Below are 25,157 nucleotides of genomic sequence, written 5' to 3' on the forward strand. Positions count from 1 at the left end.
CAGTTGATAAACATAATCAGAAGGCCTGCCGTGCCCTGTTGATTACTTCTTCTTTTTCGGGGCGATGACCATGATCAGCTGGCGTCCTTCCATCTTAGGATGCTGTTCGACCGAACCGTACTCGAGCAGGTCAGCTTCAACCCGCTTGAGGAGTTCCATCCCCAGCTCCTGGTGGGCCATCTCACGGCCGCGGAATCGCAAGGATACCTTGGCCCTGTCCCCATCACTCAGGAAACGTACCAGGTTGCGCAGTTTTACCTGGTAATCCCCTTCCTCCGTCCCTGGACGAAACTTGATTTCTTTTACTTGAATCTGCTTCTGGTTCTTCTTCGCCGCAGCAATCTGCTTCTTCTTTTCGAAGATCGATTTGCCGTAGTCCATCACCCGGCAAACAGGCGGGACTGCGTCGGCGGAGATTTCCACCAGGTCCAATTTGGACTCTTCAGCGATACGAAGCGCTTCATCAATCGAGACGATGCCAATCTGCTCGCCGTCAGCGCCAATTAACCGAACCTCGCGTGCCGAGATATTCTCGTTGATCGGGGCTTTCGGTGCAGCTCGTTTATCTTGTCTCATTTCACGCTTAATAATAATTACTCCGAATCTGGGCGACCACGCCGGGAAACCGCTTGCGCGAGGAACTCAGCGAACTGGGCGACGGGCATCGAGCCCAGGTCAGCACCTTCACGAGTACGCACAGCGACAGTCTGCATCTCGACTTCCCGATCTCCGATAACCAAAAGATAGGGAACCTTGAGCAAAGTATGCTCGCGGATTTTAAAGCCGATCTTTTCATTTCTCAAGTCGGACTTGGCACGAAATCCGCTTTCGTTGAGAGTTTTTTCAACTTCAGCGGCAAAATCTGCCTGTTTATCAGTGATATTCATGATCACTGCCTGGGTCGGAGCCAGCCACGCAGGGAATGCGCCCTCGTAGTGCTCGATCAGGATCCCGACGAACCGCTCGAACGAACCGAGGATCGCCCGGTGCAGCATGACCGGGTGCTTACGGCTGTTGTCTTCGGAGACGTATTCGGCTCCCAGACGGATCGGCAGGTTAAAATCGAGCTGCAAGGTACCACATTGCCAGACACGGCCAAGGCAATCTTTCAGCGAGAATTCGATCTTAGGACCGTAGAAAGCTCCCTCACCCGGCTGCAGGTCGTATGCAAGGCCCGCACTATCAAGGGCTGCGGCCAATGCTGCCTCGGCGCGATCCCACAGCTCGTCAGAACCGACGCGCTTTTCCGGACGAGTGGACAGCTTCATCTCAACTTCGGTAAAGCCGAAATCACGATAAACGTCCATGGTCAGCTTGATAAAGGCTGCCGACTCAGCCTGCATCTGTTCTTCCGTGCAGAAGATATGAGCGTCATCCTGCGTAAAGCCGCGCACACGCATGATGCCGTGCAGCGCACCCGATGGCTCGTTGCGGTGGCAGGCACCGAACTCCGCGAGGCGCATCGGCAACTCGCGGTAGCTCTTCAGGCCTTGGTTGAACACCTGCACGTGGCATGGGCAGTTCATAGGCTTAATGGCGTAATCGCGGCTTTCCGACTCGGTAGTGAACATGTTGTCGGCGTAGTTGGCCCAGTGTCCGGACTTCTCCCACAGACTACGATCAACCACTTGCGGTGTCTTGATTTCCAAGTAACCGTTTTCGCGCTGAACCTTGCGCATGTACTGCTCAAGCACTTGATACAGGGTCCAGCCGTTCGGGTGCCAAAACACCATGCCCGGCGCTTCTTCCTGAAGGTGGAACAGGTTCAGGCGCTTGCCGATTTTGCGGTGGTCACGTTTTTCGGCTTCTTCGATGCGCTGGATATAAGCGGCCAACTGCTTCTTGTCAGCCCAAGCAGTGCCGTAGATGCGCTGCAATTGCTCGTTCTTGGCGTCGCCGCGCCAGTAGGCGCCGGACAGCTTGGTCAACTTGAACGACTTGAGGAAACGCGTGTTCGGCACGTGCGGGCCACGGCACATGTCGACGTATTCTTCGTGATAGTACAGGCCCATGGCCTGCTCGTCCGGCATGTCTTCCACCAGACGCAACTTATAGTCTTCGCCACGAGCGGTGAACACGTCGATCACTTCGGCGCGCGGCGTGACCTTCTTGATCACGTCGTAGTCTTTTTCGATCAGCGCGTGCATGCGCTGCTCGATGGCCGCCAGGTCATCCGGGGTAAAAGGACGCTCGTAGGCGATATCGTAATAAAAGCCTTCTTCAATGACCGGACCGATCACCATTTTCGCCGTCGGGTACAGTTGCTTGACCGCATGGCCAATCAAGTGCGCGCAAGAGTGGCGAATGATCTCCAGCCCTTCTTGATCCTTGGGCGTGATGATTTGCAGGCTGGCATCGGTGGTGATCAGGTCGCTGGCATCGACCAGCTTGCCGTCGACCTTACCGGCCACGGTGGCTTTGGCCAGGCCTGCGCCAATGGATGCGGCGACCTCGGCTACGGAAACCGGATGATCGAATGAACGCTGACTGCCGTCGGGAAGAGTAATAGTTGGCATGGCGCCTCCTCTCCTAGTGGTGACCCCTACCAAAGGTCACGTGGGTTGGGATGAGCCAGTACAAGATCCAACACCAGGCCGCTCAATGCTGAACGCCTGCCTTACAGCGGCAGGAGCCTTTCGGCCAACCGATAATCGAACCAGAGTGACTGGAGTGAAAAAAAACAACGTGGCAAGGCCGCTTTGAACGCGCCGTTAAATAGCCAGGCCGCCGATGCTAGCACAGATGAACGGTCATCGGGCCGCAGCTGCTGTTGCTGATAACGAATTTCCAGGCTTTATAGATGCAAAAGTGAACTTGAGCTGTACGCTGTGCCTCAAACCCCCTGAGAATCGCCGTTCGTCCTCGACTCAAAGGAGCATCCAATGATGCGTTTTACCTCGACCCTCGCTCTCGCTGCTTCACTGACCGTCCTTTCCCTTGGCGCTCAGGCTGCTGCCCCATCGAACTGGCCAGCCGGTGCGCGCGATAGTTTCGTCAGCGACTGCAGCGCTGCGGCCAGCCAGAATGTGGACGTCAAAACCGCCAAAGCCCATTGTGAATGTGGCGCAGATAAGATCAACGCGGAATTGAGCACTGCTGAAATCAAGGAATTGATGACTAATCAGAACGCCAGTCCGGAGCTTAAAAATAAAGCTGTGGCGGCTATTTCGTCCTGCAAAGTCGTGAAGAAAAAGTAAATCGACAGCCTGATCACACGGCCGATTGATCGAAAAAAAGACCTGAAATCCGCTGTTTCTCACAAATTACGCAGCTTTTACGGCTTTTTTTAAGACCCCATATTTAGCGCAGAAGCCCCGTAGTTCGGGGCTTTCAGCCAGAAGAAGGTCTAAAGCCAACGCTATTGATCAGCAAACAATGCCTTGGGGGGGCTCCCAAGCCGAACATTTCGACTATGATAGCCCGGTGTGCCCAGTTGGCCTGAGCAGCACAGCACTACTGAAAATATATGTTTCTTGGAGATACACCATGTCTAATCGCCAAACCGGCACCGTTAAATGGTTCAACGATGAAAAAGGCTTCGGCTTCATCACTCCTCAAGGTGGCGGTGACGACCTGTTCGTACACTTCAAAGCTATCGAAAGCGACGGTTTCAAAAGCCTGAAAGAAGGCCAGACCGTTTCCTTCGTGGCTGAGAAAGGCCAAAAGGGTATGCAAGCTGCACAGGTTCGCGGCGAGTAATTCTCCGCTGAGCTAAAAAAACCCCGTCCATGTGACGGGGTTTTTTATGGGCACAGCAAAAGCCGGTGAAGATCAGCCGCAATTGACCCGAGTGATCACCAAATTGTCATCGGTGTTCAGGTTCAGTCGGTCGGAGCGGTACTCCAGGGTGATCATGTCGTTGGGCTTGAGGATCCGGGCGTTCTGCGCACCGGAGCGCGTACGAGCCTGTTCCAACAGTTGCGGCGAGGCTTTCTGGCCAATTGTAAATTCGGCAGCCTTCGCCTCACAGCGGCTATGACCGGCATCGGTCACAGCGGCATTTTTGGCTGGCTCAGAGGTACCCGAGGTGCTGCATCCCGCCAATGCGAGTGCTGCCAACAAAGTACCGAATGATGCGAGCTTCCAAGGCATGAAGCCTCCTATGAATAAAAAAATGGACAGAGATCGTGCGACAGCGGTGTGGCGATTTGGTTTCAAGACGTAAAGCGTTGAGGAGCAAGTCTGCCTGACTCTAGCCGGGCATTCGCTTGATCAATCGTGACCAGATATGAACGCGATCAGTAGATGTCGATATAGTCATCCGACGGCTTCGGCCAGTTTTGCCGCAACGCATTGAAAATCTGCGTGACCCAGACTTCGTCACTGGCCGCCACGTTACCGACATAACCGGAGCCTTTTGCCCAGGTCTCCAGCCGAAACAGCAACCCGTCGATATCCGCATTGCCTACCGCCCTTCCACTCGAAATGTAGGCAAGACCGGCCTTGGTCACCCGTAACTGGGCATGCTCGTCGTCGCTGGCACTGGCCAGCAGTTGGCGCACGGCGGCCAATGTCAGATTCTCAGGGTTATTCAAATCGATATGCACGTAGCGTTTTCCGACTGTTAAACAAGCCGACAGTGTGGCACAGCGCGCGCCCGCACCTAAGCATCATGCCTAAGTATCAGTGCCAAACAGCATGCAAAATGGTTAACTGCCCCGGCAAAAACCGCGCACCAGCGCGCTGCCCAGTATTTTTTTCTGCCTCGCGAGACCTTCATGACCACCGTAACGCTTCAAGCCGACATCAAAGCCAAATGGCCCTTGGGCCAGAGTTCCTACAGCCCAGGCAGCCCAGAGGAATTGGCAATCATCGGCATCGACCTGCTGGTCAAAGAATTGGGGACCCAGGCCGCGCAAGCATTCATCGGCCAGGTATTCGAAAAATACCCAGCCGATCACATGGGGGCGGATAACCCCGAGCGCGAGTAAGAATCGGCCGGCGAACGTCGACCGATCAGCACGTTACTTCAAGCGAGCCAGGCGTTCGGTCAGCAGATCGAAAAAGCCCTGGGCATCGCCGCTCTCAACCCAGAATGCGTTCTTGGGTTGTTTCAGGCCATCGTACCAATCGACGATGGTCTGGCCGAAGGTCGGGCCTTCACGGCTGTCGACCACAACGTTGACTTCACGCCCGCTGAACAGCGAAGGCTTGAGCAGATAGGCGACCACGGTGGCGTCATGCACAGGCCCACCGGGAATGCCGTAGTGCTCCATGTCGCCCTTGACGTACTCGTTGAGGATATCGCCGACGATCTTGCTCGCATTGTTCTTGAGGTCGGCGATCTGCTTCAGGCGCGCTTCACTGGTGAGCACCTTGTGGGTGACGTCCAGCGGTAGGTAGGTCAGCTTGACCCCACTCTTGAGCACGATTTCCGCGGCGACAGGGTCGGCGAACAGGTTGAACTCCGCGACCGGCGTGATATTGCCGCCGTTGAAGTGCGCACCGCCCATCACCACCACTTCCTTGATGCCTTGAGTGATTTCCGGGTCTTGGGTCAATGCCAGCGCCAGGTTGGTCTGCGGGCCGAGCATAGCGATGGTGATGCTGTGAGGCTTGGCGGCACGCAGGGTCGTGATCAGGTAATCAACGGCATTGCCTGGCGCGAGGCCCTTTTTGGGCTCATGCACGGTGACGCCGGAAATACCTTCCTTGCCATGAATGTTCTCGGCATAGATCGGCGTGCGCAACAGCGGTGCTGGCGCACCGGCGTATACCGGAATGTCCTCGCGCCCTGCCCACTCACGGGCCAGCCGGGCGTTACGGGAGGTTTTGTCCAGGCGCACATTGCCGGCGACGGTGGTGAGCGCGCGGATATTCAGCTCCTCAGGAGAAGCCATGGCGAACAGCAACGCCACCACGTCATCGGCGCCCGGGTCGGTGTCGATGATCAGGTCGATTTTTTCCGCCGCCTGGGCGCTTGCTGCAGTGAGTGCGGACAAAAGCAGAACACTCCGAAACAAATTTCTCAGGGTGGGTAGACCACGTTGCATAAAACACTCCTTGTCGTTGGGAAAGACTAGAACGTCACGCCGGACACCAGCGCAATATTGCAGTAAGGCTGGCATTCGCCAGTACGCACCACGGCGCGGGCCTGACGGCTCAGTTGTTTGAACTCATCATGACTCAGCAGACGACGCTCGCCGAGCGCGGCCTGAGCCGTCAGGGCATTCAGCTCAGTCAGCGCTGGCGGCTGCTTGAGTAGAATTTCGTTGGCCAGTACATGGCTCTCCACCTGCATTTCACTGAGCACAATGCGCAGGGTACTGATGAAGTCCGGAATGCCCTGAGTCAGCGCCAGGTCGATCAACTCTACACCCGGCGGCACCGGCAAACCGGCGTCACCGATGACCAGGATGTCGCCGTGTCCCAGAGAAGCGATCACTCGCGACAGGGCGATATTGAGCAGTGGGGTCTTTTTCATGAGGCTACAAAACCTTGTACGTCGTGCAGCGTTGGAATGGAGGGTTGCGCACCGGCGCGGGTGACCGACAACGCTGCCGCGACCTGACCGAAGCGGATGGCCTCGGCCTCGCTTTCGCCAGCGGACAACGCAGCTGCAAAACCGCCTACGAAGGTGTCGCCGGCTGCGGTGGTATCCACCGCCTTGACCTTGGGCGCCACCAGGTGCTCAAACCCTTGGCCATCAGCAAACAACGCACCTTGCGCACCCAGGGTAACAATGACTTTGCCGGCGCCGGCTTCGATCAGACGAGTCGCGGCCTCTTTGGCGCTGTCGAGAGAATCGACCATCACGCCGCTCAGCGCACTGGCTTCGCTTTCGTTGGGAATCAGATAGTCGATCGAGGCGTACCACTCGGCCGGCAACGGAGCACTGGCAGGCGCTGGGTTGAGGATCACGGTCTTGCCCAGTTCACGGCCACGCTTGAGGGCGTATCCCACCGTGTCCATGGGCACTTCAAGCTGGCAGACGATCACGTCGGCCCCCTGTAGCACCGCGTCGAACGCTTGCAATGACGCCGGCGTTAGAGCGCCATTGCTACCGGCCACGATGACGATTGCGTTCTGACTGCTGTCATCCACCACGATCAACGCGACACCGCTGGAGCCGGCGACGCTGCTGACCGCCTGGCAATCGATGCCTTCGACCAGCAATGCCTCGCGCAGTTGGCTGCCGTAGGCATCGGTGCCGACGCAGCCGATCATCGCCACATCGCCACCCAGCCGCGCCGCCGCGACTGCCTGATTGGCGCCCTTGCCGCCGGGCACGGTGGCAAAGGTCTGGCCGATCAGCGTTTCACCGGCGCGCGGCAAGCGGCTGGCGCGGGTCACCAGGTCCATGTTCAAGCTGCCTATTACCACTACTTTTGCGGGCATACATCAGTACTCATCAATTCGGTTCAGCGGTATTGGGCAAACACACCGGCGACGGGGGCCGTCGACTCGCGCAACACAATGCTTGGGGTCACGATACGTTGATCGATTGGCAGTTGAGGGTTGGCGATCCGTCGCAGTAAAAGCTCGGCAGCCGTCTCGCCCAGTTGCACGATGGACTGCCCCACCGTGGTTAGCGCCGGGTAGACGTAACGGCTCATTTGAATGTCGTCGAAACCGATCACCGACAGCTCGCCAGGCACGCGAATATTGCGTTCGGCCGCCGCGCGCAATACACCGAAACCGATCATGTCGTTGCTGGCGAAAATCGCGCTGGGCGGTTTTTCAGCCAGCAGTTGCACGGCGGCGGCATAACCGCCGGTGCTGGTGAAATCGCTTTCGCGGATGCGCTCGGCCGGTACTTCCACGCCAGCCTCGTGCAACGCCCGGCGATACCCTGCCAGACGCATTTGTGCCACGCGGGTGTGGGCCGGGCCGCCGATACAGGCAATATCCCGATGACCGAGGTCGAGCAGGTGCCGGGTGGCCAGGTAAGCGCCCTCTTCGTGGTCGATACGCACCAGATCGACATCAATGCCATCCAACGCCCGGTCGACGATCACCATGGGCGTTCGCACCGCGCTCAAGCCTGCAGCCAGCCCACTGTCGTCGCCGCCCACTGAGGTGACGATCAAACCGTCGATACGCTTCTCCAGCAATACCCGTAAATAACTGCGCTGCTTTTCAGCGTTGTCATCGGAGTTGCAGAGGATCACGCAATAGCCATTACGCTCGCAATAGTCCTCGATACCACGGGCCAATTCCGCGAAATACGGGTTGAGGCTGTTGGGCACCAGCAGGCCTATGGTTGCGGTGGTCTTGGCTTTGAGCGAACGCGCGACGGCACTGGGCACGTAGTCGAGCTGCTTGATCGCCGCCTCGACCTTGAGGCGCACCGGCTCGCTGACCGGGCGCGTCTTGTTCACCACATGGGACACTGTGGTGTAGGAAATACCCGCAAGCGCTGCCACATCCTTGATCGTTGCCATGGTTCAGCCTCGCCGACTGGCACGCTGGCTGCGATAGGTATCGAGCACCACAGCGATCACAATCACGGCACCGGTAATGATGCGCTTGGTCGGCTCCGTGGCCCCGATCTGCGCCAGGCCGGCAGCCAGGACCGAGATGATCAAGACGCCGAAGAACGTGCTGATCACCGAACCGCGCCCGCCCATCAGGCTGGTGCCGCCGATAACCACCGCCGCGATCACTTGCAACTCCAGACCGGAACCCGCGTTCGGGTCAGCCGCCTCCAGGCGCGAGATCTGGAACAACGCGGCTACGCCGGCCAACAGGCCCATAAGGCTGAACACCAGGATCTTGTAAGGCTTGGGATTGATCCCCGCCAGGCGTACCGCTTCCTCGTTGGTGCCGATACCGATCAGGTAGCGACCGAACACGGTCCGCGTCAACACCAGTTGGGCCGCAATGATCACTAGCAAGGCAATGATGAACGACGGCGAAATACCAAAGGCAATCGGATTGGACAGCCAGGCGAAGGAGTCACCGATGTAGGCGGTGCGTGAACCGGTCATTTGGTACGCGACGCCGCGGGCCATTTCCAACACACCGAGGGACACGATAAACGACGGAATGCGCCAGGCCACGGTGATCGAACCGGTGAGCGTACCGGCCAGCGCCGCACAGCCCATGCCCAGCACGGCGGCCGGCAAAACGCTCCAGCCCCAGCTGAGGATCGCCACACTGACCGCCGATGCCGCCAGCGCCAGCACCGAGCCTACCGACAGGTCGATACCGCCGATGATCAGGATGAAGGTCATGCCCACCGCCAGCACCATCAGGTCCGGAATCTGGTTGGCCAGCGTACTGAACGTGTCATAGGACAGGAAGTGATCGCTCAATACCGAGAACAGCGCAATCATCGCGAGCAAGGCACCTGCCAGGCCCAGGTAAGTCCCCAGGCCGTAGAAGTTGCCGCCGGTTTTACCGGGAGAAGTGGTCGTTTTCATGGGGTATCCCTAAGCACTGCATCGTTGAGCAGCGCATCACGTTTCTGATAGCCGGCAAAGGCGGCGGCGAGCAATTCGTCCTGGGTCCAACTGTCGCGCTCGAAGGTGTCGATCAGGCGCCCGGCGGACAGCACACCGATGCGGTCGCAGATCAACATGAGTTCGCGCAGGTCGCTGGACACCACTACCAACGCCTTGCCCTGCCGGGTCAACTCGCCGAGCAAGGCGTAAATGTCGAATTTGGCGCCGACGTCGATACCGCGCGTAGGCTCGTCGAACAGCATCACCGAGCAGTCGCGCTCCAACCAGCGACCAATCACCACCTTCTGCTGGTTGCCGCCGGATAATTCCGACACCAACTGCGCCGGGCTGGAACTGCGAATGCGCATGGCATCGATCTGACGTTGGGCCAACGCGGTTTCATCGCCACTGTTAACGACGCCGCCCGCGGAAATTTCAGGCATGTTGCCCAGAGCAATGTTGGCGCTGATGGACTGGGTCAGCAGCAAGCCTTCACCCTTACGGTCTTCGGTGATCAGCGCGATGCCATGGCCCACGGCATCCACCGGCGAACGAATGCTCACCACCTGGGCTGGCGAGCCCAGGGCCACGGTGCCGCTGTCGGCTTGGTCAGCGCCGAAGATCAGGCGCAGTAGCTCAGTACGGCCCGCGCCGATCAGCCCGGAAATGCCATAGATTTCACCGGCGCGAACTTCGAACGAGACGTCGCGGACTTTGTCCGAGCGCGTCAGACCTTTGAGCGTGAGCGCCGGGCCACCGATGGTGCGCGGGCCCAAATCGATGTGTTCGCCCAGTTCGCGACCGACCATCAATGTGACCAGTTGCTCGCTGTTGTAGTTAGCCATCGGCTCGACGCACACCAGTTTGCCGTCACGCAGGACCGCGATGCGCTGGGCGACACGAGCCAGCTCTTCCAGTCGATGGGAAATGTAAATAATCGCTACGCCGCGGGCCTGCAAACGGGTGATCTGCTCAAACAGCATCTCGACTTCACGGGCGGTAAGCATAGCCGTGGGTTCGTCGAGGATCAGCACATGGCAGTCGCCGATCAGGTTGCGCGCGATCTCGACCATTTGCTGGTGGCCGATCCCCAAGCTGCCGACCAGGGTGTCTGGGTCGATGGCATCCAGGCCGACCTGGGCCATGGCTTCGATGGCAGCCTTACGCAGTTGCTTGCGGCTGATCCAGCCACCGTGGCTGGGCAGGTTATGCAAAAACAGGTTTTCGGCGACAGTCAGGGTCGGCAGCAGGTTGAGTTCCTGCATGACCATGCGCACACCCAGCGCTTCGGCCTGGGTGCGGCTGCCTGGGCGGTAATCCTGGCCGTTGAACTGCATGTGCCCGGTGGTCGGAGTGACCAGCCCGCCGATGATTTTCGACAAGGTGCTTTTGCCTGCGCCGTTTTCACCCGTCAGCGCCAGCACTTCGCCGCGATTGAGCGTCAGAGTGATGTCGGACAGAACTGGCTGGGCATACGTCTTACCGATACCGCTGACCGAGAGGACAGCGTTCGGGGCGGAAGATGACATAGGAAAATCTCCGAGCGTCCGCCCGGGAGCGAGCGGACGCTGTTTGGGTGCTGCCAGAATTACTTCTTGAGGACGAGTTCGACCGGGGTTTCGATCACGCCATCTTTGGCATCGACTTTTTCACCCTTGACCAGCTTGAGCGCGTTCTGGATACCGAACACGGCTTGCTGGGCAGCGGCCTGGTCGGCGGTAGCCAGCACGCGGCCGTCCTGCAGCATCGGCTTGATGGCTTCGATATTGTCGTAGCCCACTACCAGCACCTTGCCCGCTTTGCCGGCTGCACGTACGGCAGAGACAGCACCCAAAGCCATGTTGTCGTTACCGGCCAGCAGCGCCTTGAGGTCTGGGTATTCGCTCAGCATTGCGGAGGCGACTTTCTGGCCCTGGTCGATCTCCCAGTTACCCGACTGGGTGGATACGATCTTCATGCCGGCAGCATCCATCGCGTCTTTGAAACCGGCGGTGCGCTGCTGGGCGTTGGTGGTGGTCGGAACGCCTTCGATGATGCCGACCTTGTCGCCAGCGCTCATTTGTTTGGCCAGGTAATCGCCCACCAGCTTGGCACCTTTGCGGTTGTCCGGGCCAACGAAGGGAATGTCCAAATTCTTGCTTTTCAACACACCGGGGTCGAGACGGTTGTCGATGTTGACCACCTTGATCCCGGCATCGGAAGCTTTTTTCAGTACGGTGACCAGCGCCTTGGAGTCGGCTGGTGCAATGACGATGGCGTTGACCTTGGACAGGATCATCTGATTGACGATATCGATCTGGGCAGCAGTATCGGTTTCATTCTTGATGCCGTTCGTGATCATGTCGAAATCGGCGGGGTGGGCTTTCTGATAGTCCTTGGCACCTTCCTGCATGGTGACGAAAAACTCGTTGGCCAGGGACTTCATTACAAGGCCGACTTTCGGTTTGGCGGCGGCCTCGTCAGCGAATGCAGAGGAGAGCGGTAAAGCGGCGGATGCGGCAGCAAGCACAGCGATAGCAAGAAGACGTCCAGCAAATGGCAGCTTCATGGGGTCACTCCGATCTTATGATTATTGTGAGCAACGCTTGCACCGAAGAAGGCTTCGGCAGCCCGCCCACCTGGGAGGCTGATACGAGCTGTCACGTTACGCCAAGCGCATCGGAAACATCTCGCAAACGTTTGCGTTATTCAAACTATGAGAACCTTGTCGAAATTTGTCAACGGGGGTATGCGTCTTTGATGCTCCGCTAATACGAAAGCTTGGCAACATGCGCTGCTGCTTCTAAACATCGCCTCCCCTTACAGATCTCCGAAACGACAGCTCATGTCTGATCACTGCGGATTTTTCCGTCAGTGTTTTCGGGCTACCGAACGCCAACCCAGGCAGTTGTTCGGAAAGCCGGACAATAAGCTCGTCGCCCACACTAAAAACTTCTACAAATTCCTTTTTAATCAATAAGTTAATTTAAAAATACACAGGCCATAAGGCTGGTACAGATCCTGCTCTTACCCAGCACCTCGCGGCATTTAGCATCGCCCGAGTGTTCTGGATGAACCTGCTACAGCACTCATCAAAAAATCAGAGAGAAAAATAATGAAATCCGCACTGAAGAACTTTGTTCCGGGCGCCTTAGCCCTCCTGCTGCTGTTCCCCGTTGCCGCCCAGGCAAAAGAAGTTGAAGCCAAGACCAAACTGTCCAACGTGGTGATTCTCGCCACCGGCGGCACCATTGCCGGCGCCGGCGCCAGTGCCGCTAACAGCGCCACCTATCAGGCGGCCAAGGTCGGTATCGAGCAATTGATCGCCGGTGTTCCTGAGCTTAGTCAGATCGCCAATGTGCGCGGCGAACAAGTGATGCAAATTGCGTCCGAAAGCATCAACAACGAGAACCTGCTGCAACTGGGTCGCCGCGTTGCGGAGCTGGCCGACAGCAAAGACGTGGATGGCATCGTGATCACCCACGGTACCGACACCCTGGAAGAAACCGCCTACTTCCTGAACCTGGTAGAGAAAACCGACAAGCCTATCGTAGTGGTCGGCTCGATGCGCCCAGGCACCGCCATGTCGGCGGACGGCATGCTCAACCTGTATAACGCAGTGGCCGTGGCCGGCAGCAAAGATGCACGCGGCAAAGGCGTACTGGTGACCATGAACGACGAAATCCAGTCCGGTCGTGACGTCAGCAAGATGATCAACATCAAGACCGAAGCCTTCAAGAGCCCATGGGGTCCCCTGGGTATGGTGGTTGAAGGCAAGTCCTACTGGTTCCGCCTGCCGGCCAAGCGCCACACCATGGACTCCGAGTTCGACATCAAAACCATCAAGAGCCTGCCCGATGTGGAAATTGCCTACGGCTACGGCAACGTGAGCGACACTGCTTACAAGGCCCTGGCCCAAGCTGGCGCGAAAGCCATCATCCATGCCGGTACCGGTAACGGCTCGGTGTCTTCCAAAGTTGTGCCGACTCTGGTGGACCTGCGCAAGCAAGGCGTGCAGATCATTCGTTCTTCCCACGTCAACGCGGGTGGCATGGTGCTGCGTAACGCCGAACAGCCTGACGACAAGTACGACTGGGTCGCAGCCCTGGACTTGAACCCACAGAAAGCGCGGATTCTGGCAATGGTCGCCCTGACCAAGACCCAGGACAGCAAGGAGCTGCAACGGATGTTCTGGGAATATTGATTTCTAAACATCTTCTGTAGGAGCGAATTCGCTCCTACAGCCCCTCCTCCCCTCCCCCCATCAAACATCCCGAATTGCTGACAGAAGAACTTCCAGAAATTTAAGCAGTTGCGAAATTGCCTACAGTTAAATACTGTATGCACGTACAGCTAAATAAGGAATATTCCGTGGCAAAATCTTCTGCAGCACTGCCGACAGCACCTGATGCCTATGAACGCCTGGCCGTTCGTGTGCAAAAGATCATTAACTCGACCCAGGCTCAGAAAGCCAAGGCCGCCCTCATCTTCCGCCTGCCGGATGAGCCTGAAGAGCAATGGCAGCGCCTGCTCGAGGAAATCGCTGAAAACGATAATGTCACCCTCGCCTACCGCGACGACGGCGGCGTACAGATTTTCTGGGTTGTGCCGAAGGAAGATTGAGTCAATGAGTGCCCGTTTTATTGCTGTCTGTTGCCTGTTTTTTGCCATTTCCGCCCATGCCCAAGCGCCGCGCACTTTCAGCGAAGCCAAGAAAATTGCCTGGAAGCTCTACGCCCCGCAATCCACCGAGTTCTATTGCGGCTGCAAGTACACCGGCAATCGCGTGGACCTGAAAGCCTGCGGGTACATTCCACGCAAAAACGCCAACCGCGCCGCGCGAATTGAATGGGAACATATAGTGCCGGCATGGCAGATAGGCCATCAGCGCCAGTGCTGGCAGAACGGCGGTCGCAAGAACTGCACGCGCCATGATGATGTGTTCAAGCGCGCCGAAGCGGATTTGCACAACCTGGTGCCTAGCATTGGCGAAGTAAACGGCGACCGTAACAACTTCAGCTTTGGTTGGCTGCCGGTACAGAGTGGGCAATACGGTTCATGCCTGACACAGGTGGACTTCAAGGCCAAGAAGGTCATGCCGCGCCCATCGATTCGCGGAATGATCGCGCGTACCTATTTCTACATGAGCAAGCAGTACGGTTTGCGCTTGTCGAAACAGGATCGCCAATTGTATGAAGCCTGGAACAAGACCTACCCCGTACAGGCCTGGGAGCGCCAACGCAACCAGACCGTGGCTTGCGTGATGGGGCGCGGTAATGAGTTTGTCGGCCCGGTGAACCTCAAAGCATGCGGTTGAACATGGGCGGGAGCCCCCGCCCAATCGGCCCGTTACTGGGCGGCCTTGTGCTCGATGACTTGGGACTCGGTGTCGTTCTTCTTGGCCCGCGCGAGTTTTTCAGTGAGCAGTGCCTGCTTGGCTTCTGCTTCCTCCTTGGTTGCGAACGGCCCTAGAAGCACTTCGTCCTTGCCGTCCACTTTCACGATATAAAAATTGAAACCATGTTCCAGCAACCAGGCGGTGAGGTCAGTGATCGCCTGCAGCTTGTGGTCCGGTGGACCTACCCGTACATCCCACTCCTGCACAGCAATCGCGCCGGTCTGTGGTTGGCTTTCGCTCACGGCAGGCTTGGCCTTGGGGGTATCGACGGGCTTGCCTTCGCCACAGCCGGCCAGCGCCAACACCATCATTGCCATCACTACTTTACGCACTGCCCTGCTCCTTTAAGGATTAAAGAGGCGACTTTATCATCCACTGTCTATTCTGGCCGTCATAAACGTTGGATTAAACAATGCGAATGATGTATCGCAGACCTGTATGATGCGCCCATGGGAATTAATGTTGCCTCTATGCGTCCTAAAGAGGCAGTCACAGGGAAGCGCTTAGCAGTAAGCTATACACATCCGACACCTGCCCTGTCTGAAACATGTGTCCTTAAAAGTAATCAAGGAGAAGTCCATGCTTATACTCACCCGCAAAGTTGGTGAAAGCATAAACATCGGTGATGACATCACGATCACCATCCTGGGCGTCAGCGGCCAGCAAGTACGAATCGGCATCAACGCACCGAAAGACGTTGCCGTGCATCGCGAAGAGATCTATCAACGTATCCAGGCTGGCCTGACTGCTCCGGACAAAAACCAGACGCCTTGAAACGCCCTCAGTAGCCAGCCCTTTCGTGCACGGTAACGGCTGGCGAAAACTCTTCCCAACGGCCTGCGTTTCGGACGTGGCCAGTATCGCCAGCAAGTCGGTCCACGCGACAAGATGAAACAATCTTCGGGACCGGAACTTGTTACGTCATTTACAGCCGAAACTCCTGACTGACTTCCTCCATGTGCACTCGGGAGCACGTACATGAGGTCTGATACCGCATCGCCGCGCTTTTCCAGATCCTGGCTGATCGCCTTGCTGATAGGGCTGGCTTTTATCGGCCTGGAATTTGTAATCAGGTTTGAAATTGCAGGCAGCGCTCCCACCGATCAGCATTCGGTGCTGGACCTGACGCTACTGCTATGCGGTTACCTGTTTATGTTCTGCCTCAAGCCTATACAAAAGGTCGTACACCGCAGATTCTGTCAGCGCAGCCCTGGAAAAACGTCACGCCCATAGTCACGTATCAGCTAGCAGATTGCCGGTATTTACAGTGTCGCATCGCGGCCTATGCTTGGTGTGTTTACCCGTTAGTTGAAGGCCTGAAATCGATGGATACCCTCAGCCGATCAGAAATCGAATCCGCCCTTGCAGCTCGCTTACCCAGTTATTCGGTTGCCTGCACGCTACACGCTGACGGCACCTTGTCCGTGGTGCTCAGCGGCCCGGAGACAGATCATTTCGCAATCACCGGGATCGTACGCGCGCACTATCGCGGCGCCGAAGCGATTGCACGACTGGCTAACGAGATTCTTCGCGAAATGGTGGTGTCACGACGCGGCATGAGGAGCGAACGCATGCATGCGCCGCCCAACGCGATTGCGTGGCAAGAAAGCCAAGACCCGTAAAGGTCTTGGCTTTCTTGTATCAACCCGCCTCGTTGTGCAAGGTCAACCAGCCCTCGGCATTCCGCCGCACCTGCAGCCGCTCATACCCACCAATGGTTGGGTGTTGTGTCGCCAACGGCTTGAGGTGGGTCGTAGTCACCACCATCACATCCGCGCCCGCCGCCTCACCTGCGCGAATGCCCACCGACGCATCCTCAAACACCAGACACTCCTGCACCGAAACGCCCAAACGCTGGGCGCCCAGCACATAACAGGCCGGATTCGGCTTACCGATGGCGACATCTTCTGCCGTCACCATCACCGTCGGCGGCGCAATGCCCGCCGCTTGCAGCCGGCGCATTGCCAGTTCCCTGGGCGCCGACGTCACCAACGCCCACTGATCGGCAGGCAGGCTGTCGAGAAACGCCGCAGCACCGGAAATCGCAACCACGCCATGCACATCGTTGATTTCAGCTTCGGTGATCCATTGCGCTTCAGCGTGCGGGTCGACGCCGGGTAACCCCTGGCGCGTGATGGTATCGATGGCGCGGGCGCCATGGATGGTGGTTAAAAACGCCGCCACATCCAGACCGTGACGTTCGGCCCAGCGGCTCCACACACGCTCGGCGGCGGCGATGGAGTTGAGCAGGGTACCGTCCATATCAAACAGGAAAGCACGGTAAGAACGGGCAAATACAGCTGAAGCACGGATGGACACTGGGGGCTTCCTCGTGGGCGGTAACGCATGATCGACCGCTGCAATCTACGGGGCTACCCGATGGCTGTAAACGCCACCACGCCTGAGCCAGGGGTTTCATTACGAACTTGTCATCATTCTGTTGGCGGGCTGTTAGGGGCGGCTGTTTACCGTGAACTTACTGCCAGAGCCTGGCAGCCACCCTTCGGAGTAAGAACGTGATGAAACTGTTGATCCTCGGCGTCGCCACACTGCTTGCCACCGGCTCCGTATTCGCCGCCGACAACACCGGCGTAATCCATGACGCGACTGGCGCCTATGTACATCTGGACGTCGCCAAAGTGCTGTCGAGCAGCGACACTGGCAACCAATGCGGCATTGTCCCGGCGCAATTGCGCTATCTTGACCACCAAGGTCGCGAACATGTGCTGGACTATCAGGTCCAGGCTATCGGATGCCCCAATGACAATTGATCGGATTACACTGGCGCGACGTACCGAATCCGAGCCTTTTCCATGAATATCCTTGTTGTAGAAGACGAACCCAAGGCCGGCAATTACCTGCTCAATGGCCTTCAGGAGCTGGGCTACTCCGTGAGCCTCGCCCGCGACGGCGTGGACGGCCTGCACCAAGCCCTGGAAACGCCGTTCGATGTGATCGTGCTGGATGTGATGATGCCGAAGATGGACGGCTGGCAAGTACTGCGCCGCCTGCGCAAAGAAGCCGACACACCAGTGCTTTTTCTTACCGCCCGTGACGATATCGCCGACCGCATCAAGGGCCTGGAGCTGGGTGCGGACGATTACCTGATCAAACCCTTTTCCTTCGCCGAACTGGTAGCCCGCCTACGCACCCTGACCCGTCGCGGCCCAACCCGTGAAGAAGACCAACTGCACATCGCCGACTTGCACATTGAAGTGCTCAAACGCCGCGTCACCCGCGCCGGCACACGCATTACCCTGACCAACAAGGAATTTGCCCTGCTGCACCTGTTTGCCACGCACCAGGGCCAGGTATTGTCACGCTCGCTGATCGCGTCGCGGGTATGGGACATGAACTTCGACAGCGACACCAATGTGGTGGATGTAGCCGTGCGCCGCTTGCGCCTGAAGATCGACGACCCGTTCCAGCTCAAGCTGATCCATAGCGTGCGCGGCATCGGCTACCGCTTCGACACCCAGCCATGACGCCTCGCCGACATTATTCGCTGACCCTGCGACTGGCGCTGGTGTTCGCCCTGCTCGCCTTTGCTCTGCTGGCCACCCTCGGCGTGGCGCTGTACCGGGAACTGGAGCGCGAGCTGATCCGCCGCGACGACGCCGCGTTGATCTCGCGGGTCGATCAACTGCGCAACCTGCTCAACGACAGCAACACCCTGGAGCTGATCAGGAACAAACCGGAATTGTTCCAGAACATGCTGGGCAACCGCGAGTCGGTGCTGAGTATTGCAGCTCCCGGGCAACAGCCATTGCTGCTGGTGAATCCAGGAAATATCGACTTGCCGGCGGTCACACCGGTGCCCAAAGGCCATGTCCTGGACCTTGCCGATGTGCAGCACCTGCCCGGTGTCAACGGTGTTCCTTTGGCCGCCCTTGCCGCGTCTATCGACTCCGGCGACCTGGGCAACCTGCAAGTTACCAGCGGACGCTTGATGACCGAACGTACCGCCATGCTCGCCAGTTATCGATTGAGTGTGTATATCCTGGCAGGTATCGCCGCACTGGCCCTGGCGCTAGCCGGCTATGTACTGGTGCATCGAGGCCTGCTGCCGTTGCGACGGTTGGCGCAGCATGCCCAAGGGATCGGCGTCGGCAACCTGGCCGAACGTCTCGACAGCCGGGGCGCACCGAAAGAACTGCTGCCGATGATTAATGCCTTCAACACCATGCTCGAACGCCTGGCCAAGGGTTTTGCGCAATTGAGCCAGGTGTCGACCGACATGGCCCATGAACTACGCACGCCTATCAACAACTTGTTGGGGGAAACCCAGGTTGCCCTGCATCAACAGCGCAGCGTCGATAGCTACCAGCAACTTTTGGCTTCGAATGTCGAAGAACTCGAACGGCTGGCGCGCATGCTCGACAATATGCTGTTCCTCGCACGCACTGACCCGGCCAGCGCCCTGCGCCAACGCCAGGCACTCAGCGCCGCAGATGAAGTGGAACGCATCGCGGAGTACTTCGAGGGGCTGGCAAGTGATCGGGGGATGCGCATTCTCACCGCTGGCCAAGGGGAAATCTGGGCCGAGCCCATGCTACTGCGGCGCGCCCTGGCGAACCTGTGCGCTAATGCGATCAAGTACGGCGCCGCGCATTCAGAGCTGCGTATCGAGGCGATGCCCGCGGTTGAGGGCCTCATCCTGCGGGTGAGCAATCAGGGGGAGACGATTGCGGCCGAACACCTGCCGCGTCTGTTCGAGCGTTTTTATCGAGTGGATGAGTCGCGGGAACGTTCGGCTCACTCCAACGGGTTGGGCCTGTCGATCGTGGCGACCATCATGCAGTTGCACAATGGCCGCTACAGCGTCAGCAGCCAGAACGGTGTCACCTGTTTCGAGCTGTTGTTCCCCGGGCGTGAAGCGGACTGATCAGTTGAACGCCCCATTGAGTACTTCGTAGATGATGCCCGAAGCAATGGCCACCAGGATCAAGTCAGTGCCCGCCTGCTGCCATTCGTAGCCATCGTAATGTGGCAACTGACCCAGCAAACGGCCATCGAGTTTTTTCGCGATACCCGGCGGCAGCGGTTTGCCGCGTGCCAGGTTCTTCTGGATCCCCGGCGGCAAGGCCGGGCCGGGGCTCCAATAGTTCCGATAACCGCCCAGCACATTCAATACGCCGCTGCGATCCACGTTGGGCCCATGACTGCCCGAGGCACCTTTGCCTTTGGGTTTGTCGTAGTTCTGACCGCCAGGGTTATTGCCTTTGCCGTTACCGCCGCCCTTGCCATTCCCATGGCCGTTGCCAGGATCGGCCAACGCCAGAGCACTCCCGGCAGACAACGCAAGCATTAGCGCAACAGACGCATATTTCGAGCACTTGATCATGGCGATTTTCCAGGGCAGAAACGTCCTTCAACTGTAGTTGAAATTACACCGCGACGCATTGAAAGCAGCGCCCGATCAACTTACCTGACCGCCCGCCTCCACCACATCCACCGAGGTCTGCCAGGCTGCCGTCACCGCGACGCGCAGTCCTTCGATCAGGGTCGTCAACGCCATGGACGGCTCGCTGCCCCCTGGCAAGCGCGGCACATGAATAAAGCCGCTGCGCACACCGGAGCCGGCGAGCGCATGCTGCAGGCGATAGAACACCTGGTTGCACACGAACGTACCCGCTGTATGGGACACCGAAGCGGCTACCCCAGCCTCGCGCACCGCCCGCACCATCGCCTTGATCGGCAGCGTGGTGAAGTACGCCGCCGGGCCATCCGTTACAACCGCCGTGTCGATCGGCTGCGCCCCGAGGTTATCGGCGATACGCGCATCGTTGAGATTGATCGCCACCCTTTCGATGGAAATATCGCTACGCCCAGGCCCCAGCCCCGTGGCGATAACCATCGCCGGGCGCAGTTCGTTGATCATTTGCAGCAGGCATTCCGGGGCCGTGGCAAAGGCACAGGGCAGCCGCCGCGCAACGATCCGCACGTCGTCGCGCAGTTGCAGGCCATCCAACTGGCGCACGGCTTCCCAGGACGGGTTCACCGGGTCTTGATCGAAGGGCTCAAACCCCGTTAGCAACACAGTGTGCATAGTGGCCTCACATCAACAGGTAAAGCAGGACGATATTGACTACCAGCATCATCAGGGCGGTCGGCAATTGCGCTTTGATCACCGCGTTCTTGTCCGGCAGTTCCAGCAAGGCCGCCGGGACGATATTGAAGTTGGCGGCCATCGGGGTCATCAGCGTACCGCAGTAGCCGGAGAACATACCGATGGCAGCCATGACCGCTGGGTTGCCGCCGTAGATCCCCACCAGCACCGGTACACCGACGCCGCCGGTCATCACCGGGAACGCCGCGAAACCGTTGCCCATGATCACTGTGAACAACGCCATCCCCAGCACATAGACCATCACCGCCACCAACTTGAAATCCAGGTTGATGTAGGTAGTGGTGACATGGGCGACCGCCGTGCCCACCCCAGCCTCGTTAAACAACAGGCCGAGCATGGCCAGCATCTGCGGCAAAACCATGGCCCAGCCAAGGGCTTCGGTCAGGCGACGCGACTCGCGCAAGGCTTGCACCGGAGTATCGCGGGTTAGCCAACAGGCCAGGCCGAGGGCGATCAGACAGCCGATACCGAGGGACACAAAGGTAGTGTTTTTCGGATCCAGCAACGGCACGCCGCCGATTTCGGTGTGCTTGAGCAAGACCGAACCGATCACCGTGGTCAGGGGAATAGCCAACGCGGGAATAAACAACTTATGCCCCAGGCGACCAGCGCTGGCGCGGGTGGCCTTGTCATGCAGTTCAGCATGGGAGCCACGCCCCACACCGCCGAAACCGGCGATCAATGCCATTACCACTACGCCGGCGCCGATCACCACCGAGGGCAGACGCTCACCCACCAGAAACGGAATCGCGAACAGCAGCCAAAAGAGCGCGCTGGACCAACGCTTGGGGTGGCTGCGATCCAGCACAATCATGCCTGCCGTAATCAACAGCAGCACCCCGGCCAGCCAGTACAGGTATTGAATCGAAATAATCATTGCGCCGCCTCCACAGCCTTCACGCTGGGCGTAAGCTCGCGGGTGAGCCGTCGGTCGAAGCGGTGCAGCCGGATCCCATGCACGATAAATGCACAGATCGCCGTGGGAATGCCCCATACCGCAATGTGCAGCGGCTCCACATCAATCCCCGAGCCCAGCAGGAACGTGTGCATCAGCGCGATGGCGCCGAACGCCACGAAGATGTCTTCACCGAAGAACAGCCCAACGTTGTCCGTGGCCGCACACATGGCTAGGACTTTGTGGCGCACTTTGTCCGGCAGTTTGCCGTAGCGCTTTTCCGCCGCACCTTCAGCCATCGGCGCCAGCAGCGGCCGCACCATCTGCGGATGCCCGCCCAGGCTGGTCAGGCCCATGGCCGCAGTGGATTCGCGTACGAACAGATAGATGATCAACAAGCGCCCGACCGTGGCGCGCTGGAACCGTGCGATCCAGTTCTGCGCATGCAAACGCAACCCATGACGCTCCAGCAGTCCGATGACCGCCAACGGTAACAATAGAATCAGCTGTAGGGCACGGGTCTGAAGGAAGCCATCCCCCATGGAGGCGAGGATTTTTTCCAGGGGAAAATGAGCAGCAAGCCCGGTGGCGATCGCAGCACCTGTGACCACCAGCAGCGGATTGAAGCGCAAGATAAAGCCAACCACGATGACAAGTACGCCGATCAACGGCCATAGATTCACAACAGTTTGCATGACGGGGAGGTCCTTTAAATGCGCGCTGCGGCGCCATTACAGCAGGATGTGAACAAAGGGTTCACAGCAAGAGATGGCGTGCAGTCGGCTCGGTTTTTTATTGTTGACCCGGAAGGTCGAGCGTCAGTGGCGGCAACTTTGCTGCCTGGAGGCGGGAGGTGTCCAACAAGAAAAATTGTTGCTGCGATCCAATAAATTTTGTGGGTATCGGAGGGGATGGGGGCGCGTCGTCGGCGACGCCCCCTACGCAAGGCTCAGCTCACGCCGTTGGGGCCATCGAGCACGTACCTGACCTTCTTGGCCAACACATTGGGCAAGCACGGTTTGGAGATCACCTCGAACTCCGCGCCGCCCAGGTCGGTGCGTTCAATGGCGTTTTCCGCGTAGCCAGTGGTCAGCAGGATTTTCATGTCGGGGTACAACTGGCAGACCTCCCGCGCCAGCATCACGCCATTCATGCCGCCGGGCATGATCACGTCGGAGAACAGCAAGTCGTAATGTTCTTCCCTGGCCAGCACGTCCAATGCCTCGGCAGCGCCGTAGGCGATGGTGGTGTGATAGCCGTAGTCCTCCAGCACCATGCGCGCCAGCTCGGCCACATCAGGGCGGTCCTCGACGATCAGGATACGTTCCGAACCGCTGCGGGCTTCCGATACCTTGGGCTCTTCATGGGCCGAGATGCCGGCCTCATCCGCTGGAAAATACAAGCGCACCGTGGTGCCAAGGCCCTCCTCTGAATAAATCCGCACCGCACCGCCGGATTGCTTGGCAAAACCGTAGACCATCGACAAGCCCAAGCCAGTGCCCTTGCCTTCATCCTTGGTAGTGAAAAACGGGTCCATAACCCGCGTAAGAATACTGTCGGGCATCCCACAGCCATTGTCCGTCAAGGCCATGCTGACATAGCGTCCCGGCATCAGCCCGTCGTAGGACATGGAGCTGAGTTCGCGCACTCGGATATTGCGGGTCTCGATGGCTAAGGCTGGCTGCTCACGCTCCACCAGGGCATCGCGCGCATTGATCACGATATTGAGGATGGCCAGCTCGGCCTGGGTCGGGTCGATTCGGCAGTTCCACAGGTCGGTTTGCAGGTCGGTGCGAAAATCGATGTTGTCACCCATCACACGCTCAGCGGAGCGTCTGGCCAGCTCGACGAAATGATTGAGGTTGATCACACGCCCCTGCAGCTTTTGCTTGCGGGAAAACGCCAGCAACTGCTGCGTCAGCGTAGACGCTTTCTCCACCGCCCCTTTGGTCATACTCAGGCTGCGAATCACACGATCTTCGTCCAGCACAGGCTTGCGCACGGCGCGGTCGACCATCTCGACATAGCCGCCGATGACCTGCAGCAGGTTGTTGAAGTCGTGAGCAATACCGCCGGTGAGCTGGCCCAGGGCTTCCATTTTCTGCGCCTGACGCAGCGCGTCCTCGGCATCGCGGCGGCGACTGACGTCCAGCTGCGAGGCGAAGAAGTACATCAACTGATTGGATTCGTTGTATACCGGCGAAATGAACAAGGCGTTCCAGAACGTTGAGCCGTCCTTGCGGTAGTTAAGCAACTCGACCGAGATGTCTTCTTCTTCACTGATAGATTGCTTGATCTGGCCCACCACCTCGGGGTCGGTGTCCGGCCCCTGCAGAAAGCGGCAATTGCGCCCGTAGATTTCGTCGGCGCTGTAACCGGTCATATCCAGGAAAGCCTGGTTGGCAAATATGATCGGGTTATCTTCGCGATTGGGATCGGTGACGATCATGGGCATACGCGTGGTGCCGACGGCAGCAAAGAAAATGTTCTTACCTGCCGATGTGATATCACCGGTTTCAGAGTTATCCACGCGGGTGTGGAGATCTTTTGGTTGATGAGTCACGGGGCTAAATCCTGTCGGCTTGATAGAGGAGAAAACGGACTTCCTGCCTCATAGACAACCGGAGTCAAAAAATAGTTTGGCGCCCCGTGGCTCCTTTGCTACACCAACTCTTCACGATCAGATCACGCCGTCGTGCTGACCATTGAGCCCTTCCCACTGCCGCTCTCGGCCATGACGGCCTGCAAAAGCGCTGCGGTAACGGTCTGCAATGCCGCGCTGATGGTCATAACTTGTGTTTGAGCTGCGGCGACAGCCACGGCCTTGGCCTCTTCACTTTGTTTGCTGGACTGGGCTCTCTGCAACGTCTGCTGCGCCTGCTGAAGCTGCTTTTGCAATTGTTCGATCTGTTTTTTCAACTGTTTGACCTGATCGGACTCCTGCGGGCCGGATGAGGCCTGGTCCGCGCCGTTTGCGGCAGCAGCCCCCTTAGCTTTTGGATCCATACGAATGGTCAAAGGCCCAGTGTTTTCGTCCTTAGTCGTTTCGCTGGTGATAGACGTGGTCTGCGGGACGACTACCGTGCTCGAATTGCCAGCATTGATAAGCATGTCGAATGTCCTATAACGAGAAAGTGCTCACTTTATCGGCTTGTTTACAGGGGACTTTAGTCTCGCTATCCGTCTACATTGCAGTAAATTCGAGACAACAAAAAAGGGCCCACCTTTCGGTGAGCCCTTCTAGACCGCCCAGCAGAGCGGATTTTGTTTGGTAGGCGCGATTGGACTCGAACCAACGACCCCCACCATGTCAAGGTGGTGCTCTAACCAACTGAGCTACGTGCCTGCTGTGAGGCGGCATTCTACGGA

General features: G+C 58.2%; 30 protein-coding genes and 1 tRNA gene. 11 read left to right on the top strand and 20 right to left on the bottom strand.

Going from position 1 to position 25,157, the window contains the following annotated elements:
- Positions 1 to 42 precede the first annotated feature (42 nt).
- Together infC and thrS are read right to left on the bottom strand one after the other, a co-directional pair.
- Complete coding sequence (infC, locus tag ACFZPT_RS19880; protein ID WP_169850653.1) at positions 43 to 594, bottom strand: translation initiation factor IF-3; 552 nt, start codon at positions 592 to 594, stop codon at positions 43 to 45.
- Complete coding sequence (gene thrS / locus ACFZPT_RS19885) at positions 594 to 2,516, bottom strand: threonine--tRNA ligase (protein WP_034114413.1); 1,923 nt, start codon at positions 2,514 to 2,516, stop codon at positions 594 to 596. Before thrS ends, infC begins: the two co-directional genes overlap by 1 nt.
- Positions 2,517 to 2,882: 366 nt before the next feature.
- Here thrS and ACFZPT_RS19890 point away from each other — a divergent pair, with 366 nt between their 5' ends.
- The gene (locus ACFZPT_RS19890; protein ID WP_021491187.1) at positions 2,883 to 3,197 is read left to right on the top strand and encodes a hypothetical protein; all 315 of its coding nucleotides are present in this window, start codon (positions 2,883 to 2,885) and stop codon (positions 3,195 to 3,197) included.
- 289 nt (positions 3,198 to 3,486) lie between these two features.
- On the top strand, positions 3,487 to 3,699 hold the full coding sequence (locus ACFZPT_RS19895) for a cold-shock protein (protein ID WP_003234260.1): 213 nt from the start codon (positions 3,487 to 3,489) through the stop codon (positions 3,697 to 3,699).
- Positions 3,700 to 3,771: 72 nt separating this feature from the next.
- Here ACFZPT_RS19895 and ACFZPT_RS19900 read toward each other — a convergent pair whose 3' ends face one another.
- Positions 3,772 to 4,092, bottom strand: coding sequence for an I78 family peptidase inhibitor (locus ACFZPT_RS19900; RefSeq protein WP_034099112.1), 321 nt, complete (start codon positions 4,090 to 4,092; stop codon positions 3,772 to 3,774).
- Positions 4,093 to 4,238: 146 nt separating this feature from the next.
- Complete coding sequence (locus tag ACFZPT_RS19905) at positions 4,239 to 4,547, bottom strand: hypothetical protein (RefSeq protein ID WP_034099113.1); 309 nt, start codon at positions 4,545 to 4,547, stop codon at positions 4,239 to 4,241.
- Positions 4,548 to 4,718: 171 nt separating this feature from the next.
- Between ACFZPT_RS19905 and ACFZPT_RS19910 the strand changes: the two genes are divergently transcribed.
- Positions 4,719 to 4,931 (top strand): hypothetical protein, encoded by a 213-nt coding sequence (locus ACFZPT_RS19910; protein ID WP_034099115.1) that lies wholly within the window; start codon positions 4,719 to 4,721, stop codon positions 4,929 to 4,931.
- Positions 4,932 to 4,964: 33 nt separating this feature from the next.
- On the opposite strand, the gene ACFZPT_RS19915 is transcribed toward ACFZPT_RS19910, so the two are convergent.
- From ACFZPT_RS19915 to ACFZPT_RS19945, 7 genes are read right to left on the bottom strand one after another with little or no spacing between them, the layout of a single operon-like run.
- A complete protein-coding gene (locus ACFZPT_RS19915) occupies positions 4,965 to 5,993 on the bottom strand; it encodes a nucleoside hydrolase (RefSeq protein ID WP_034099116.1) in 1,029 nt (342 codons plus the stop codon).
- 26 nt (positions 5,994 to 6,019) lie between these two features.
- Positions 6,020 to 6,424, bottom strand: coding sequence for a D-ribose pyranase (rbsD, locus tag ACFZPT_RS19920; protein ID WP_034099117.1), 405 nt, complete (start codon positions 6,422 to 6,424; stop codon positions 6,020 to 6,022).
- Positions 6,421 to 7,338, bottom strand: coding sequence for a ribokinase (rbsK, locus tag ACFZPT_RS19925; protein ID WP_034114415.1), 918 nt, complete (start codon positions 7,336 to 7,338; stop codon positions 6,421 to 6,423). Before rbsK ends, rbsD begins: the two co-directional genes overlap by 4 nt.
- A 23-nt stretch (positions 7,339 to 7,361) precedes the next feature.
- Positions 7,362 to 8,384 carry a LacI family DNA-binding transcriptional regulator gene (locus tag ACFZPT_RS19930; RefSeq protein WP_034114417.1) on the bottom strand — a complete coding sequence of 341 codons (1,023 nt, stop codon included), beginning with the start codon at positions 8,382 to 8,384 and terminating at the stop codon, positions 7,362 to 7,364.
- Positions 8,385 to 8,387: 3 nt separating this feature from the next.
- Positions 8,388 to 9,365, bottom strand: a complete 978-nt coding sequence (locus ACFZPT_RS19935; RefSeq protein ID WP_003174987.1) for an ABC transporter permease — start codon at positions 9,363 to 9,365, stop codon at positions 8,388 to 8,390.
- A complete protein-coding gene (locus ACFZPT_RS19940; protein ID WP_034114419.1) occupies positions 9,362 to 10,915 on the bottom strand; it encodes a sugar ABC transporter ATP-binding protein in 1,554 nt (517 codons plus the stop codon). The genes ACFZPT_RS19935 and ACFZPT_RS19940 overlap by 4 nt, the downstream gene beginning before the upstream one ends.
- Before the next feature lie 59 nt (positions 10,916 to 10,974).
- Positions 10,975 to 11,934, bottom strand: a complete 960-nt coding sequence (locus ACFZPT_RS19945; RefSeq protein WP_034099124.1) for a sugar ABC transporter substrate-binding protein — start codon at positions 11,932 to 11,934, stop codon at positions 10,975 to 10,977.
- A 546-nt stretch (positions 11,935 to 12,480) separates the two neighbouring features.
- Here ACFZPT_RS19945 and ACFZPT_RS19950 point away from each other — a divergent pair.
- From ACFZPT_RS19950 to ACFZPT_RS19960, 3 genes are all read left to right on the top strand, one after another.
- Positions 12,481 to 13,569 (top strand): asparaginase, encoded by a 1,089-nt coding sequence (locus ACFZPT_RS19950; protein ID WP_034099126.1) that lies wholly within the window; start codon positions 12,481 to 12,483, stop codon positions 13,567 to 13,569.
- Positions 13,570 to 13,736: 167 nt separating this feature from the next.
- Positions 13,737 to 13,988, top strand: coding sequence for a DUF1654 domain-containing protein (locus tag ACFZPT_RS19955; RefSeq protein ID WP_169869002.1), 252 nt, complete (start codon positions 13,737 to 13,739; stop codon positions 13,986 to 13,988).
- A gap of 4 nt (positions 13,989 to 13,992) precedes the next feature.
- Complete coding sequence (locus ACFZPT_RS19960) at positions 13,993 to 14,682, top strand: endonuclease (RefSeq protein WP_034099128.1); 690 nt, start codon at positions 13,993 to 13,995, stop codon at positions 14,680 to 14,682.
- Positions 14,683 to 14,714: 32 nt separating this feature from the next.
- Here ACFZPT_RS19960 and ACFZPT_RS19965 read toward each other — a convergent pair whose 3' ends face one another.
- Positions 14,715 to 15,080: an SPOR domain-containing protein gene (locus ACFZPT_RS19965; protein ID WP_034099847.1), complete on the bottom strand. Its 366-nt coding sequence runs from the start codon at positions 15,078 to 15,080 to the stop codon at positions 14,715 to 14,717.
- A 262-nt stretch (positions 15,081 to 15,342) separates the two neighbouring features.
- Between ACFZPT_RS19965 and csrA the strand changes: the two genes are divergently transcribed.
- Together csrA and ACFZPT_RS19975 are read left to right on the top strand one after the other, a co-directional pair.
- Entirely contained in the window at positions 15,343 to 15,537 is a 195-nt protein-coding gene (gene csrA, locus ACFZPT_RS19970) for a carbon storage regulator CsrA (RefSeq protein ID WP_003192511.1), read from the top strand.
- 551 nt (positions 15,538 to 16,088) lie between these two features.
- A complete protein-coding gene (locus ACFZPT_RS19975) occupies positions 16,089 to 16,385 on the top strand; it encodes a hypothetical protein (protein WP_034099130.1) in 297 nt (98 codons plus the stop codon).
- A gap of 19 nt (positions 16,386 to 16,404) precedes the next feature.
- Here the strand turns inward: ACFZPT_RS19975 and ACFZPT_RS19980 are convergent, their stop codons facing one another.
- Positions 16,405 to 17,082 carry an HAD-IA family hydrolase gene (locus ACFZPT_RS19980; protein WP_034099131.1) on the bottom strand — a complete coding sequence of 226 codons (678 nt, stop codon included), beginning with the start codon at positions 17,080 to 17,082 and terminating at the stop codon, positions 16,405 to 16,407.
- 200 nt (positions 17,083 to 17,282) lie between these two features.
- Here ACFZPT_RS19980 and ACFZPT_RS19985 point away from each other — a divergent pair, with 200 nt between their 5' ends.
- Genes ACFZPT_RS19985 through ACFZPT_RS19995 form a run of 3 tightly spaced genes read left to right on the top strand, consistent with a single transcriptional unit; the run spans position 17,283 to position 19,648 of the window.
- Positions 17,283 to 17,534, top strand: a complete 252-nt coding sequence (locus ACFZPT_RS19985; protein WP_034099132.1) for a DUF2790 domain-containing protein — start codon at positions 17,283 to 17,285, stop codon at positions 17,532 to 17,534.
- 42 nt (positions 17,535 to 17,576) lie between these two features.
- Positions 17,577 to 18,248 carry a heavy metal response regulator transcription factor gene (locus ACFZPT_RS19990; RefSeq protein ID WP_034099134.1) on the top strand — a complete coding sequence of 224 codons (672 nt, stop codon included), beginning with the start codon at positions 17,577 to 17,579 and terminating at the stop codon, positions 18,246 to 18,248.
- Complete coding sequence (locus tag ACFZPT_RS19995) at positions 18,245 to 19,648, top strand: heavy metal sensor histidine kinase (protein ID WP_034114422.1); 1,404 nt, start codon at positions 18,245 to 18,247, stop codon at positions 19,646 to 19,648. Before ACFZPT_RS19990 ends, ACFZPT_RS19995 begins: the two co-directional genes overlap by 4 nt.
- Here ACFZPT_RS19995 and ACFZPT_RS20000 read toward each other — a convergent pair whose 3' ends face one another.
- From ACFZPT_RS20000 to ACFZPT_RS20030, 7 genes are all read right to left on the bottom strand, one after another.
- Positions 19,649 to 20,107 (bottom strand): anti-virulence regulator CigR family protein, encoded by a 459-nt coding sequence (locus ACFZPT_RS20000; protein WP_034114424.1) that lies wholly within the window; start codon positions 20,105 to 20,107, stop codon positions 19,649 to 19,651.
- Between the two features lie 75 nt (positions 20,108 to 20,182).
- Entirely contained in the window at positions 20,183 to 20,812 is a 630-nt protein-coding gene (gene pcp, locus ACFZPT_RS20005; RefSeq protein ID WP_034099139.1) for a pyroglutamyl-peptidase I, read from the bottom strand.
- A 7-nt stretch (positions 20,813 to 20,819) separates the two neighbouring features.
- Positions 20,820 to 21,770 (bottom strand): DUF979 domain-containing protein, encoded by a 951-nt coding sequence (locus ACFZPT_RS20010; protein WP_034099141.1) that lies wholly within the window; start codon positions 21,768 to 21,770, stop codon positions 20,820 to 20,822.
- A complete protein-coding gene (locus ACFZPT_RS20015; protein WP_034099143.1) occupies positions 21,767 to 22,483 on the bottom strand; it encodes a DUF969 domain-containing protein in 717 nt (238 codons plus the stop codon). The genes ACFZPT_RS20010 and ACFZPT_RS20015 overlap by 4 nt, the downstream gene beginning before the upstream one ends.
- Before the next feature lie 254 nt (positions 22,484 to 22,737).
- The gene (locus ACFZPT_RS20020; protein ID WP_034099144.1) at positions 22,738 to 24,351 is read right to left on the bottom strand and encodes a histidine kinase famiy protein; all 1,614 of its coding nucleotides are present in this window, start codon (positions 24,349 to 24,351) and stop codon (positions 22,738 to 22,740) included.
- Positions 24,352 to 24,473: 122 nt separating this feature from the next.
- Positions 24,474 to 24,899, bottom strand: coding sequence for a hypothetical protein (locus ACFZPT_RS20025; RefSeq protein ID WP_034099146.1), 426 nt, complete (start codon positions 24,897 to 24,899; stop codon positions 24,474 to 24,476).
- A 158-nt stretch (positions 24,900 to 25,057) separates the two neighbouring features.
- Positions 25,058 to 25,134 (bottom strand) — tRNA-Val (locus tag ACFZPT_RS20030).
- Positions 25,135 to 25,157: the final 23 nt, after the last annotated feature.

The organism is Pseudomonas sp. MD330_10 (assembly GCF_042610415.1).
Classification (GTDB): domain Bacteria; phylum Pseudomonadota; class Gammaproteobacteria; order Pseudomonadales; family Pseudomonadaceae; genus Aquipseudomonas; species Aquipseudomonas rhodesiae.